General features: G+C 38.2%; 13 protein-coding genes and 4 pseudogenes. 3 read left to right on the forward strand and 14 right to left on the reverse strand.

What is annotated here, in order from left to right; translation table 11 throughout:
• Positions 1-14: 14 nt before the first annotated feature.
• The 10 genes and pseudogenes from LEUFL_RS0106845 to thrC all read right to left on the reverse strand — a co-directional run bounded on the left by LEUFL_RS0106845 (position 15) and on the right by thrC (position 9,058).
• Positions 15-773, reverse strand: coding sequence for a pseudouridine synthase (locus LEUFL_RS0106845; RefSeq protein WP_010008406.1), 759 nt, complete (start codon positions 771-773; stop codon positions 15-17).
• Positions 766-1,373: pseudogene (scpB, locus tag LEUFL_RS11915) on the reverse strand (SMC-Scp complex subunit ScpB). Before scpB ends, LEUFL_RS0106845 begins: the two are co-directional and overlap by 8 nt.
• 122 nt (positions 1,374-1,495) lie before the next feature.
• Positions 1,496-2,068, reverse strand: coding sequence for a segregation and condensation protein A (locus LEUFL_RS11920; protein WP_010008408.1), 573 nt, complete (start codon positions 2,066-2,068; stop codon positions 1,496-1,498).
• Positions 2,069-2,102: 34 nt separating this feature from the next.
• Complete coding sequence (locus tag LEUFL_RS0106860) at positions 2,103-2,483, reverse strand: hypothetical protein (RefSeq protein ID WP_010008410.1); 381 nt, start codon at positions 2,481-2,483, stop codon at positions 2,103-2,105.
• A gap of 24 nt (positions 2,484-2,507) precedes the next feature.
• Positions 2,508-3,406 (reverse strand): annotated as a pseudogene (xerD, locus tag LEUFL_RS11925) (site-specific tyrosine recombinase XerD).
• A complete protein-coding gene (locus LEUFL_RS0106870; RefSeq protein WP_010008411.1) occupies positions 3,393-4,265 on the reverse strand; it encodes a CvfB family protein in 873 nt (290 codons plus the stop codon). The pseudogene xerD and the gene LEUFL_RS0106870 overlap by 14 nt, the downstream one beginning before the upstream one ends.
• 90 nt (positions 4,266-4,355) lie before the next feature.
• Positions 4,356-5,549, reverse strand: coding sequence for an ammonium transporter (locus tag LEUFL_RS0106875; protein WP_010008412.1), 1,194 nt, complete (start codon positions 5,547-5,549; stop codon positions 4,356-4,358).
• 230 nt (positions 5,550-5,779) lie between these two features.
• Positions 5,780-6,295, reverse strand: coding sequence for a 5-formyltetrahydrofolate cyclo-ligase (locus LEUFL_RS11930; protein ID WP_010008413.1), 516 nt, complete (start codon positions 6,293-6,295; stop codon positions 5,780-5,782).
• Positions 6,296-6,313: 18 nt separating this feature from the next.
• Positions 6,314-7,545, reverse strand: a pseudogene (gene glyA, locus LEUFL_RS11935) (serine hydroxymethyltransferase).
• 48 nt (positions 7,546-7,593) lie between these two features.
• Positions 7,594-9,058 (reverse strand): annotated as a pseudogene (thrC, locus tag LEUFL_RS11940) (threonine synthase).
• 143 nt (positions 9,059-9,201) lie between these two features.
• Between thrC and LEUFL_RS0106895 the strand changes: the two are divergent.
• From LEUFL_RS0106895 to LEUFL_RS0106905, 3 genes are read left to right on the forward strand one after another with little or no spacing between them, the layout of a single operon-like run.
• Entirely contained in the window at positions 9,202-10,482 is a 1,281-nt protein-coding gene (locus tag LEUFL_RS0106895; RefSeq protein WP_010008414.1) for a homoserine dehydrogenase, read from the forward strand.
• Positions 10,479-11,357 (forward strand): homoserine kinase, encoded by an 879-nt coding sequence (thrB, locus tag LEUFL_RS0106900; RefSeq protein ID WP_010008416.1) that lies wholly within the window; start codon positions 10,479-10,481, stop codon positions 11,355-11,357. The genes LEUFL_RS0106895 and thrB overlap by 4 nt, the downstream gene beginning before the upstream one ends.
• A 5-nt stretch (positions 11,358-11,362) precedes the next feature.
• Positions 11,363-12,721 carry an aspartate kinase gene (locus LEUFL_RS0106905; RefSeq protein WP_010008418.1) on the forward strand — a complete coding sequence of 453 codons (1,359 nt, stop codon included), beginning with the start codon at positions 11,363-11,365 and terminating at the stop codon, positions 12,719-12,721.
• Between the two features lie 164 nt (positions 12,722-12,885).
• Here LEUFL_RS0106905 and aroD read toward each other — a convergent pair whose 3' ends face one another.
• From aroD to LEUFL_RS13565, 4 genes are read right to left on the reverse strand one after another with little or no spacing between them, the layout of a single operon-like run.
• Positions 12,886-13,590 carry a type I 3-dehydroquinate dehydratase gene (gene aroD, locus LEUFL_RS0106910; protein ID WP_010008420.1) on the reverse strand — a complete coding sequence of 235 codons (705 nt, stop codon included), beginning with the start codon at positions 13,588-13,590 and terminating at the stop codon, positions 12,886-12,888.
• On the reverse strand, positions 13,583-14,128 hold the full coding sequence (locus LEUFL_RS0106915) for a hypothetical protein (protein ID WP_010008422.1): 546 nt from the start codon (positions 14,126-14,128) through the stop codon (positions 13,583-13,585). The genes aroD and LEUFL_RS0106915 overlap by 8 nt, the downstream gene beginning before the upstream one ends.
• The gene (locus LEUFL_RS13240) at positions 14,128-14,283 is read right to left on the reverse strand and encodes a hypothetical protein (RefSeq protein WP_010008424.1); all 156 of its coding nucleotides are present in this window, start codon (positions 14,281-14,283) and stop codon (positions 14,128-14,130) included. Before LEUFL_RS13240 ends, LEUFL_RS0106915 begins: the two co-directional genes overlap by 1 nt.
• The gene (locus LEUFL_RS13565; protein ID WP_373419079.1) at positions 14,256-14,384 is read right to left on the reverse strand and encodes a chorismate mutase; all 129 of its coding nucleotides are present in this window, start codon (positions 14,382-14,384) and stop codon (positions 14,256-14,258) included. The genes LEUFL_RS13240 and LEUFL_RS13565 overlap by 28 nt, the downstream gene beginning before the upstream one ends.
• Positions 14,385-14,454: the final 70 nt, after the last annotated feature.

The raw sequence follows: 14,454 nt of genomic DNA on the forward strand, positions 1-14,454 counted from the left end.
AACAAAAACAACGGTTAGTGCTTACGACGATAGTTTTTATAATCCTTTGCCTTTAGACGACTCACCTCAGCATTTGTTAACTTACGATATTCTCCCGGCTGTAATCCAACCAAATCTAAAAAGGCATATTGTTCTCTTTTCAGTTTTTCAACTGGGAAGCCGACCTTAGCTAACATATTCTTAACTTGATGATTTTTACCTTCGTGGATAATGAGCTTCACCATGCTAGTTTTCTTAGTTTTATCAACACTTTCGACACTAACACGTGCTGGTTGCGTCTTATGCCCCTCAATCATCACACCTTTTTTCAAAGGTAATAAATCATTCTCAGTCGCCATCCCCTTAACTTTAGCAATATAAACCTTGTCAACCTTTGATTTTGGGTGCATCAGTTCATTAGCTATCGTGCCGTCATTGGTCAATAGCAAAGCACCCGTTGTGTCATAGTCTAGACGCCCTACTGGATAAACACGTTGGCTAACATCATCTAAAATATCTAAAACAGTGGCTCTACCTTTTTCATCTTGCGTCGTCGTCACAACACCACGTGGCTTATTTAATAAATAATAAACGAGTCGTTCACGCCCCTCGATGGGCACACCGTCAACGGCAACCGTATCACTACGACGTACTTTTGTTCCTAGTTCTTTAACCTGTTGGCCATTAACACTCACACGGCCCTCAACGATTAAAGCTTCCGCCCCGCGTCGTGAAGCAAGACCTGCTTGCGCAATAACCTTTTGCAAGCGTTCTTCATTTTGTATTTCAGACATGATTAAGTTCCTCATTTTTTGGTTTGGTAAATGTACTTTCTTGATCAAAAAGCATTTGTTGTGGGGCATCCCCTGATTCCACCTCAATCGCATCAAAATCTACTAAAGGTGGTAATTCATCCAAAGATTTCAAGCCAAAATAATCAAGAAATCCAGATGTTGTCCCATACATAATCGGTCGACCAATTTCATCCTTGCGGCCAACCACCTGAATCATTTCTTTAGTCAAAAGCTTTTGTAAAATATTTGTCGATTTAACACCGCGTATATTTTCAATTTCAATTCGAGTGATTGGCTGTTTATAGGCAATAATAACTAAAACCTCTAAAGAAGATTTGGATAATTTATTATTAGCGGGTAATTCGAAATATTTTTTAAAATCCCCCCTAATTCGGGCTTCGTTACCAGATAAAGCCTATCCTCATCTTGATGTAATTCAAGTGCACAATTATTATCTTGACTATACTTGGCATTTAAATGATCAATAATGCCTTGAATCGCTGGATGTGTAAAGCCTGTAATATTACTAATTGCACTAAAACTGATGCCCTCATCTCCTGCAACAAATAGCAAGGCTTCGATTTGGCTTTGGTTACTCATCGTTAAAACTTCCAATTTCTATAAAAATTTCTGCTGTAGGCATTTCTTGGTGCAGTATTAAGCGTGATTCTTTGACTAATTCTAGCAACGCAAAAAATTCATCACCAAAATCTCACGATCACTCAAATCAACAAAAAAGATTTAAATGATAGCCGCTCTCCAGAACTTAATTGACTCATCTTTGTTGTCACCGAAGTCATTGCATCATTAAGTGAGTAACGTTCACGCACAATACTACGACTAATAGGATCTTCTCGTTGTTTACGCAATAAAATTTGTGAAAAAGCAAGCTGCAAGTCAACCAGTGTTAATCCTGGAGATAATGCTGTATTGGGTGATAGATCACTAGGCACTAATGCTGGCTCACGAGTGAAGGATTGCTTCTCTGCATGTTCGCGATATTCTAGCGTTTTTGCAGCAATTTGAAACTGTTGGTAAGTCAATAATTGCAACATTAATGCTTCTTTTGTGTCTATTGATTCTTCATCGATGATATCTACGGTGGTATCTTCAATTTCTGGTGGTAACAAATCTGCTGATTTAATGCGAAGTAATGTTGCCGCCATGACCAAATACTCACTTGCCACGTCTAATGCCATTGCTTCTTGTTGCTTAATAAATGCAAGATATTGGGTGGTAATTTCTGCAATAGGTAGATCTAAAATATCCATTTCTGACTTTTGAATTAGGTGCAATAATAAATCTAAAGGGCCTTCAAATTCAGAAATTTTAATTGTGAGATTGTTGTTCTTGATAATTTTTTCTCCACTTATTAATGAGTTTTTGATTATCTAGTGTCCCCATCAAATAAGCATCACGATATTGTACTTGATAATCTGTTAGAATCGCAAAATAATTAGCCGCTTTTCGTGAATCTGGTGTTAAAGAAATGTGGCGCACCAATGTAATTTTGTGATTAATCACTTCCACGCCCAATACGCCTTGAACTTGATTATGATCATCATCACGCCATGTCCATAGTTGACGATTATCATCTCTGTAATACCAAGCAATTTCAGCATTAAGATGATCGATTTCTCTTAAACCAGGTAATAATGCCAACAGGCCCATTACTGTTTTTTCACTATCTTTTCGAGCTCTTACTAACATAATGTCGTCTTTCCTAAAATTCTATTAAGCACGTGGATGCGTTTGGTCATACACTTCACTTAATCTCTTCTTCGAAATATGCGTATAAATCTGAGTCGTTGAAATATCGGCATGCCCTAATAATTCTTGAACAATCCGTAAATCAGCACCATTTTCTAAAATGTGCGTTGCAAATGAATGACGTAATGTATGGGGTGATACATCTTTTGTAATACCAGCTGCAGTCACCATTTTTTTAATAATTTTCCAAATACCTTGCCGGCTAATTTTCTGACCACGGTCGTTTAAAAAACATAGTCAGATTCTTGGCCTTTAAGCAGTACATCTCGACTAGTCTCAAAATAACGTTGTAACCAAGTTGTTGCAACCTCACCAATTGGAATAATCCGCTCTTTGTCCCCTTTACCAATGGTTTGAATCAAACCTAGAGTCAAATGTAAATCTTTCATTCTTAAATTAACCAGTTCACTGACTCGAAGACCTGTTGCATACATAACTTCTAACAAAGTACGATTACGTATGCCTAAAGGGTTTACTGGTGTTGGTACTTGCAATAAACGGTCGATTTCTTCGACACTTAAAACAGCAGGTAAGTGACTGGACTTCTTTGGTGGTTGAATATGGATCATTGGATTATGTGCTAATAATTTTTCTTGCGCCAAATAGCCAAAAAATTTACGTAATGAAGTTACCATACGAATAACTGAATTGTTTGACTTATGCGACTGCTTTAAAACGTTCAACCAGGATAAGATGGTAACATGATCCACATTTTCAAGTTGAATTGACTGATGCGCTAGATACGTCACAAACTGTTTTAAATCTTGCCGATAGCTTGTAATGGTATTTTCAGACAAGCCACGTTCAATCCTTATAAAATGCAAATAATCATTCACATAATTCTCTGAATTATTGTTCGTCATTTTTTAATTTAATGCCACCTTCGATTTGTTCAACTACTCTTAACTTAAGCAGTCTACCCAAAGCACGTTTAAATTGGCCCTTACTAAAGCCAAGCTGACGTTTAATCAAAACTGGATCACTCTTATCATTAAATGGCAATGAATGATTACTGCGTCTTTGTAGTTGCAACAACAAAAACTTGGCATCTTCATCCATTGTTTCATGCGCTAATGGCTTCAGTGATAAATTCAATGACCCATCATCACGTACAGCAATGACACGTGCGTTCACCACTTCACCAAGTCTTGGTTCATCATCACGTTGTGAGGGATGAATAAAGCCTAGATAATAGTCTTCAGTGACAACTAACGTCCCTGCTATTTTATTACGATACACAGTTGCTTTAACTGATTTATGATTCAAACCTTCTGGTGCGCGTCGAGAAACGGCGGCAATAATGTCTTGCTGTGCCAATTCACCCCAAAGGCGCCCCTTGCTGTCCTCTTTCAACGCCAATAGTAAGCGATCACCTTTTTGTGGCCATAAATTAGTCATTGTAGGTAAATCATCCATTGATATCACAATGTCCTTATTGGGGATCCCGACATCAACAAATATACCCAAATCATGGCGACCAGCAACAACACTACCCCAGCCGTAAACGTCTTTTTGAGCGCGTGGCATATTTTTAGTAATTTGTAATTTATGTTGGTTATTTTCATACGCAAATCCAGTGACAAAACCGCCCATTTTGAGCGGCTTCACTAATTCTGCTTTGTCAATTTCATAGACGAATCCATCTAATTGTGCAAAGAAGAAATTATCATTCTCATCTGTAACATTTGCTTTAATAATAGTACCTAATTGTGGTTGTGTCATACGATTTCCTTTTTGTATTCTGATACTATTCTATCATGTTAAAAGTTAACATAAACTATATTAATAAAAAAACAGCCAAATGCTGTTCTTTTATTGCAAAATATCGTGCAACAAGATATCGTATCCCTTTTCTTCTTCCTCAGGCGTAAGGCGTAGAGGCGCTGCAATCATTTCCGTGATTTTAGCCAAAATAAAAGTACCAAGTGCCGCAAGTACCACAGTAAATAGTACCGCAATAATTTGTTTACCAAGCAATGCGATATTCCCGTTTAACAATCCTGCAACGCCGCCGATGCGTTGATCAGCGAATACACCAGTTAATAGCGCCCCAACAGTACCGCCAATACCATGAATACCAAAAGCATCCAATGTATCGTCATAGCCGAAACGATTTTTGACAAATGTAATACCAGCAAAACCAACAACACCACCGATTAACCCCATTACCACAGCTGCCCACGGTGAAACGAACCCAGCAGCGGGGGTGATAACCACTAATCCAGCAATACCACCACTTGTAATGCCCGCTAAAGTGATACGCTTACGCATTAAGTACTCAACCATTCCCCACATGAGCAACGCAGCTGCAGAAGCCAGCCATGTATTCACTAACGCTAATACTGCAATGCCATTAGCTGCCAATGCTGAACCGGCATTAAAACCAAACCAACCAATCCATAACAAAGCGCCACCAATCAAAACGTAACTCGGTCGTACTGGTAAATGTTTATCTTGATGACGATGTCCAATCATCAAAGCAAGCACCAAACCAGTCACACCACTTGAAATGTGAACTACTGTACCACCAGCAAAGTCAATCGCGCCAAGTTGTGCTAGCAAACCATTTCCCCATACCATATGTGCCAATGGTGCATAGATTACAATCAGCCATAACGTAATAAATACAATTAGCGCTTTAATACGTACACGACCAACAACTGAGCCAGTAATAATAGCGGCAGTAATTATTGGAAACATGCCTTGAAACAATGCAAATGCACCGTCCGGAATGGTTAAATCTTTTGTTGATTTAGAGAAAGACACATTATTAAAAAATAAATGGTCGAAGTTTCCCATGATATTTCCCTTACCACCAAAGGCAATTGAATAACCGACTAAAAACCAAACAACTGTTGCAATACCAATGATGAGAACTGGTACGAACATTGTGTGGAATAAATTACGTTTTTCGCCTAAGCCACCGTAAAACAAAGCTAATCCTGGCGTCATAATCCATACCAATGCAGCAGAAATCAAAACCCATGCCAAATCACCACTGTTCATACTATATCTCCTCTTAATTCATTCTATAAACAGTAGTTTACCATCTATACCAGTTGATGGAATATAAAGTGATAGCTTTTCTAACATTATCATTTTATCGCTATGATTGTTTTGGTATCAATGCTATATTATTAATTTATTTAATTAAGTACTCTTATGAATGATATATACAAATAAAAAATAACGCCTAAGCGTTATTTTCTTTAGTTATCACATATTGTACAAATTGGTCATGCGATTCGGTTGGCACATGATCTACAAAAAAGTTCAGATGTCGCAATGGCGATCGTATGCCCCGTATATTGTGACAAGAAACGATCATAGTATCCAGCCCCCTGACCCAAACGTGCACCACGTTGATCAAAGGCCAGGCCTGGTACAATAACGAGATCAATCGTATTAATTGCTACAGCATCGGCTTGTTCTGGCTCTGAAATAGCTAACTGGCCTTTTTTCAGCTTAGTATCCATTGTTAACGGTACAAAATGCATATTGTGATTCAAAATTTTGGGAACCACAACGCTTTTATTGTCATACCAAGCCCGTGTAATAATGGCTTGTGTATTGACTTCCCAAGGTAAACTCAAGGTAACGGCAACTGTCTTTGCATTTTGCCAATAGTCGCTATGAAATAACTTTTCCTGCAACAAAGCTTCCTCTTGATGATGCTGTTGATGACCTACAACCGCTTTCATCTTTTGCTTTTGTATATCACGTAATTGCGATTTATCCATTTTTTCTGACATAATCACTTGCGTCGCAGATTAATTAAATAAATGTGCCATTGCCAACTTTTCAGCTGACTTTTTAACCTGAGCAAGTACCGTAGCATCATCTGCATGGTGAATCGCTTCAGCAATCAAGCGCGCAACTTCACGTGCATCTTCTTCATTAAACCCACGCGTTGTAATAGCTGGTGTTCCAATACGAATACCTGAAGTAACAAATGGGCTAAGCTTTTCATTTGGCAAAGCTTCTTTGTTGGTCGTAATCGACACTGAATCAAGCAATTCTTGTGTCTGCTTACCGTTCAAACCTGTTTGTGTTAAGTCGAGATTGAACAAATGATTATCTGTACCACCAGTTACAACACGGATATCATCTGTCTTGTTAAATTCATCAGCCATTGCTTGAGCATTACGAATCACTTGAGCAGCGTAATCCTTAAATGATGGCTGCAATGCTTCACCAAATGCAATAGCCTTTGCAGCAATAACGTGTTCTAATGGACCACCTTGAGATCCAGGGAAAATCGCTGAATTAATTTTTTAGCATATTTTTCTTGCGATAAAATAATACCACCACGTGGGCCACGTAATGTCTTATGCGTTGTAGATGTCACAACATCAGCAATGCCAACAGGATTTGGATGTAATCCTGCAGTAACCAATCCTGCGATATGTGCCATATCAACCATCAGATAAGCGCCCACTTCATCAGCAATTTCACGGAACTTATTGAAATCAATAATACGTGAATAAGCAGATGCACCCGCCACAATCATCTTAGGTTGTACTTCTTTTGCTTGTTGTAAAATGGCATCATAGTCCAATAATTCGGTTTCAGGATCTAATCCATATGAAAATGATTCATACATTTTACCAGAAAAACTTACTTTAGCACCGTGGGTTAAATGACCACCGGCATCCAACCCCATGCCCAAAATTTTGTCACCAGGCTCTAGGAAAGCCATATAAACAGCAGCATTAGCTTGAGAACCAGAATGTGGTTGAACATTGACATACTCTGCACCGAATAACTCCTGCAAACGCTCCATAGCAGTCTGTTCAATGACATCGACATACTCAGTTCCACCATAATAACGCTTATAGGGATAACCCTCAGCGTATTTATTAGTAAGTCTAGATCCTTGCGCTGCTCGCACAGCCTGAGATGCGAAATTCTCTGAAGCAATAAGTTCAATTGTTCGATTTTGACGTGCTGACTCTTGTTGAATAGCACTCCAAACAATAGCATCTTGTTCCTGATATGACATGTAGCTTTCTCCTTATATTACCAAAATAGGTTATGTTAATATTTTACCCTATTTTAGCTTTAAAGTTACACCTAATGTTTGTAAAATTTCCGAAGAATCAATAATTTTATCGTGTAATATTGGTTTTTGAATAAATCACGGACTTGGTTCGGTATTTTCGTATGTGTTATCGTGGATAATTGGGTTAATCCTGCCTCTCCTAGAGCCACTTCCTCACCTAATGCCTGCATCACTGTTTGAGGGAACTTATAGGGGCTAGCCGTCGCTGCCAATAAGGTTGGCATTTGACCATCAAGCTGTTCAAATGCATGGTAGCCAACTGCCGTATGTGGGTCTAGCAAATAACGAGATGCCTTGAAAACTTGGCTGATTGTTTTATCAACTTCTGTATCCGTTGCATCATAAGCTAAGAACTGACTAAGCTGTTCACGCGTTGTTGCTGTTAGCTCATAGTAGCCTTTTTGTGTTAGATCACTCATATAATTTTGAATTTCTTGCGCATTACGACCGCTCGCAAAGTATAGCAAACGCTCTAAATTACTTGAAACCAAAATATCCATTGCTGGTGAGTGTGTGACTTTAAATTGGCGATTTTTATTGTAAACACCAGTATTGAAAAAATCAGTCAAAACATTATTCTCATTAGATGCAACGACAAACTGGGCAACTGGTAAACCAATTTGTTGCGCATAAAATGCAGCCAGCACATTACCAAAGTTACCGGTTGGCACAACAATTTTTATCTCATCACCGGCATGAAGTTGTTGTTGTTTAACAAGTTGCGCATAAGCGTAAATATAATAGACAATTTGCGGGATTAATCGACCAATATTGATTGAATTAGCTGAAGAAAACTGCAATTGATTACCTGATAACAGGGTCATTAATTCTTGATTACCCAGTGCGGCCTTTACTGCTTGTTGCGCATCATCGAAGTTACCCGTAATGGCAATAACATGCGCATTTTTTGCCTGTTCACTGACCATTTGTTGCCGCTGTATATCACTAACACCAACCTTTGGATAAAAGACAATGATTTCAGTTTGATCCACATCCCCAAAACCGCTCATTGCTGCTGTACCAGTATCTCCTGATGTAGCTGCCAGAATCACGAGTTTATTTTTTAATTGTTGTTTTTTAGCTGCCATTGTTAATAAATGTGGCAACGCTTGTAAGGCAATATCCTTGAACGCTAATGTTGGCCCATGAAACAATTCTAAATAATGCAAATGCTTTTCGCTATGGATAGGCACAATGTCTTGATTATCCCATTGCTGGCCATAGGCTGCCTGAACGACTTCTTGGATTTCTTGATTCGAAAAATCATCAAAAAAGCACCAAAAATGCGTGTCGCAATTTGTTGATAGGATTGCTGAGCTAATATCTGCCAATCTAGATCAACATTGGGCCATTTCTCAGGAACATATAATCCGCCATCTGGTGCCATTCCATTGATTATAGCTTGACTGGCACTGACAGATGGACTTTTACCACGTGTCGAAATATAATTCATTATTAGAATTCCTTTTAATTTTATTATAATTTAAGTATACATGATTTCATTTTTTAGACAAAAATGATAAAATTAATAGATAAATCAAAGTAAGACAAGGAGAGTAGTTGTTCTATATCAATTAGAGCATTACGTAAATATATATGTCAGAAATCGGAATTGGTCTTTTCGGCCTTGGAACTGTAGGCACAGGTGTTGTCAAAATATTGCAAGAAAATGCAGAACAAATTGCTAAACGTACCGGAACGAAAATGGTTGTGAAGCATGCTGTCGTTCATAATGTGAATAAAACAAGATCTGGTATTATCAACACCTTCCCAATTACCGATAATCCAAAAGATATATTAGAAAATGATAGCATCGAAATTGTCGTTGAAGTTATGGGTTCCATAGATGCAGCGCGCGACATTATTAAACGCGCGTTAAATGCTAAAAAACATGTTGTAACGGCTAATAAAGATTTAATTGCCATTCATGGTCAAGAATTAGTCCGTATTGCGCATGATAACGGTGTTGACCTATATTATGAAGCAGCTGTTGCTGGTGGTATTCCTATCTTACGCACGCTAACAAGTAGCTTTACCGCTGACGAAATATCTCGTGTTGCTGGTATTATTAACGGTACAAGTAACTTTATTTTAACGCAAATGGCTGTCAACCACCTTTCATATGCACAAGCATTACAACTTGCCCAAGATAAAGGATTTGCTGAAGCAGATCCAACTAATGATGTTGAGGGCTTTGATGCGGCGTATAAACTGATTATTCTATCTAACTTCGCGTTCGGTGTACAACCCGTTCTAGGAGATGTCAATATCAAAGGTATTAGTGATTTAACGGACACCGATATTCAAGATGCACACCAATTAGGCTTTGCTATTAAATTATTAGGTGTTGCTGAACGCGTTGATAACGCCATCAGCATTGAAGTCGCACCACATTTGGTACCGCTAGATCATCCTTTAGCTACTGTACACAATGAAAATAACGCCGTTTTGGTAAATGGTGAATCTGTTGGTGAAATCATCTTATATGGACCTGGTGCCGGCGAACTACCAACAGCTAATTCCGTTTTGAGTGATTTAACTAACGTCGCAACCGATTTAGCCCTCAATACTTCCGGACGCCCATTTAATTCATTTAATCAAGATTTACCTTTAGCCAAACCATCTCAAAGAAAAGCACGCCGTTTTATTGTCATTGAAGTAAAGGATACACCAGGGGCTATGTACTCAGTGACCGGTATATTTGCCAGTGCACAGATTAGTTTTACAGATTTGAAACAATCCCCAGCTGTGAATGGTATTGCACGTCTTATTGCCATTACCCATCCTGCGAGTGATGCACAACTCAATGTCATCAAAACAACGCTTAAAAATGCTGACGGGATTAATCTGCGTTCGGAGTACAAAATATTCTCATGACTATACGTATTAAAGTTCCAGCAACAACGGCCAATATCGGCCCGGGTTTTGATTCATTAGGTGTCGCTGTTAATCTATATCTCACATTAGATATTATAAAGCCAGCAAATACATGGTACGTTCACCATGATTATGGTGATACTATCCCCCACAATGAGCAAAACTTCATTGTCAAAACTGCGTTAAAAATATGCGCATCACTACCCCCACATGAAATTAAAGTAACCTCTGATATTCCATTGGCTCGTGGTCTTGGTTCTTCTTCATCAGCACTGTTAGCTGGTATTGCTCTAGCCAACGTTTTAGGACAATTAAATCTAACATCCCAGCATATATTAGAAAAAGCAACACAATTAGAGGGTCATCCTGATAATGTTGCCCCTGCTTTATTAGGTGGTGCAGTTGCAGCTTATTATGATAACAGTACCGTGTATCATGCCTCATTTGATATTGATCACAGCTTACGATTCGTTACTTTTATACCACACTATGAAATGTTAACCGAAACAGCTAGAGCCGCTTTACCTGCGTCACTCTCATTTCAAAATAGTGTGCAAGCTAGTGCAATCGCCAACACTTTAGTTGCAGCATTAACTCATCATGATTTAAATACTGCCGGTCGGCTTATGGAGCTAGATCAATTCCATGAAGTATATCGACAGTCCATGGTGCCACATCTTCAGGAAATCCGACAAGTAGCGCACCAATTAGCGATTCATGGTACGTTCTTGTCTGGTGCAGGGCCAACTACTATTACTGTGACCACAGCAGACAAAGTGGCACCCTTAATCCAAGCTATCAATCAATTAAATTTATCAGGTGACATCCACGTCTTACAAATCGATCCGTTAGGATTACAAATTACTGGAGAATAATAAAAATGAAAGTTGTTAAATTTGGCGGTACCTCTCTTGCTGATGGTACCCAATTAAAGCGTGTTTTTGATATTATCAACTCAGATGTTGATCGAAAAGTTGTTGTTGTATCAGCGCCTGGGAAGCGATTTCAAGATGATATTAAAGTCACTGACTTATTATTACAGTATGCGCAAGCCACAATTGATGATACTGATACAAAGGAAATCATTCAAGAAATTAAACAGCGCTATCATGCTATCGCAGATTATTTTCAAATGCCACATGAGCATCTAACCCAAATAGATGCTCAAATTGATCATTTGTCTCAAAAGCACTATCGCTCATTTGATTACCTTAAAGCAGCATTTGCAGCCCACGGTGAATATTTAAACGCTCAATTAATCGCCAAAGTGTTCACACATTTGGGGATGCCGGCTAAATTTATTGATCCTAAGGACGCTGGTTTACTTGTTAATGATCGACCTTTGTCCGCAAGCCTAGAATCAAGCAGTTATCAAAAAATTGCACAATTGGATTTAAGCACTAGTGAACGATTGATTATCCCGGGTTTCTTTGGGTATACTGCTCGTGGCGATATTGCAACATTTTCTCGTGGCGGATCAGATATTACAGGTGCCATTATGGCACGTGGCTTAAATGCAGATTTGTATGAAAACTTCACAGATGTTAGTGCTATTTACGCTGTTAATCCTAACATCATTTCCAATCCTCTACCGATTCATCATATGTCGTATGATGAAATGCGAGAATTATCTTATGCTGGATTTGCAGTATTCCATGACGAAGCTATTATTCCAGCCATTCAGGGTGGAATTCACATCAATATTAAAAATACCAATGCGCCTGACGAACCTGGTACTTTCATCGTGCCACCGACTGAAGTACGTCATACCAAAGCCGTAACCGGGATTGCAAGTTCTAACAGGTTTGCAGCATTATACTTACATCGTTACCTCTTGAACCGAGAAGTCGGCTTCACACTTAAAATATTAGAAATTCTAAAGCGTCATAACGTATCTTATGAACATATGCCATCAGGTATTGATGATTTAACCATTATTTTTGATAAATCGCTATTAGTTCAAGAACAAATTGATGGTATGATTGCTGATATTACTGAAGAAATCAAACCAGATACATTGAAATGGCTGCCCAATTACAGCATCATTATGATTGTTGGCGAAGGTATGCGTAATCGTGTTGGTGCCCTAACTGAAATTGTATCCCCACTAAGTAAACAAGGCATTAGTTTACAGATGGTTAACCAAGGTGCTAGTGAAATTTCAATTATGCTAGGTATTCAACCTGATTTGTCAGATAAAGCTGTTTCGGCAATATATAATCAAGTATTTACTGATTAAACAATTTATCAAAAAAGTACGCACAGTAAGTGGCGTACTTTTTTATTTCTCGATTTTAATGATAAAAAACGCCACTCTCTAAAGAGTGGCGGGTAGGTAGATAGATACTACCCAGTTGGTCAATAATAGTTTAACATATTATTTTAAAATAAGCTATATCTAAATTACCATTGCGCTAATAAATCAGTAATTATTAGCTGTCCTGGTGCACTCCCTGTCGTCTGAGACGTCGTCGCAAAAGTTAATTCAGAACCGTATTGGTAACCAATAATCCGTGATTTTTTGCCTAAATCACCCATGCTCATGGTAATTAATGGTTGCGTCAGTACTTTATGACATTTCGCAGTCACGTTCAATAACCTTTCGACATCTGCTAATTGCTTAGGCATCATTGCGACTTTGACAACATCGGGATGATAGTCACTCATATTTTTGATTAGAGACACCAATTCGTTTTCATCTGGCGTTTGCGTAAAGTTATGGAGTGATAAAATAGACATCACCCTTCGGTCACGTGCTAACGCTAGCAACTGATGGACAACCTCTGCACCTTGATTAACTTCAATATCAATTAAATCAGGTAAGACGTCACAAGCTAAGATATCATGTACTACTTGCTCATAAATTTGTTGTCCCTCACCACCTTCTTGTTTGGAACGATAAGTTAGCAATACCTTTTTATGTGATTTTAATTGCTTTAACACATCACGATATTGGATTTTATCTGGCAAGGTCATTTCTAAATCCAAACGCCATTCAACAATATCAGCTGCTGAGCTTAAAATTTCTGTCAAAGCCATTTGCGTTGTGAACGGCACCGCAATAAGCGCCGGATGCGTTAAATTTAACTTTAATTGGTCTTTAAGCAACTTGGTACACCACCCATACCATTTTAGGCTGTAATTCTTGTCGGATAACATATTCTGCCTTAGGCAATTGTTCCGGTTTAGATATCAAGGCAAAACGTTCACCATGCTTTTGAAATTCACCATAAACTTTAGGCTTACTAGATGAGAAGGTAATGGAAGGTCCCCAAGCATCATCTAAATGTTCGTCTTGTAAAAATTGCTTAAGCAATCCTTCCGTGGCTGCATGTGTTCGTGCAATATTTAAATTATACTTCGTATTTTCTAAAATAATTAACGGTAGTAATGGCAAATCAAAAACATCAATCATTTGTAATTGCTGCCATTTTAAATAATTAATATCTGCCCAATTTAAGTGATCATATTTTTTACTTTTAAAGGCAACTGGCATTAATATTTGTTCACCAGAATATTCATCCAATTGTAATAAAATTTCTTCAAAACTATCATGCAGAATAATTTCAACATCATGATCATTTTGATAAATTCTTGCAGCACGAGCTGAGTCTGTACTATCAGGTCCGAGTGTATGTAATTTCATTATTCTAATTGCTCTCGCTCTCTTTCAATTGACATTTTTAATAGCAAATTTAAGAGTTCATCAATCATCTGCTCCTCAACATGCGAGTGAGCAGAAAATTCATTTTTCAAAGCCGCGCGCATTTGATTCATTCTATCTTTTTGAACGACTGGCATATGGTAGCTTTTTTATAATCTGCTACTTCATCAACCAATTGCATTCGTTTAGCGATGAGATTAATCAGTTTACGATCTACCGTATCAATTTGAGATCGCAAATATAGTAAATCCTTTGTTGCAACATCAGCATCAATCGTATTGATAATTTCATTGACGATTGTTGCTGCT

This window comes from Leuconostoc fallax KCTC 3537, assembly GCF_000165675.1.
Lineage (GTDB): Bacteria > Bacillota > Bacilli > Lactobacillales > Lactobacillaceae > Leuconostoc_B > Leuconostoc_B fallax.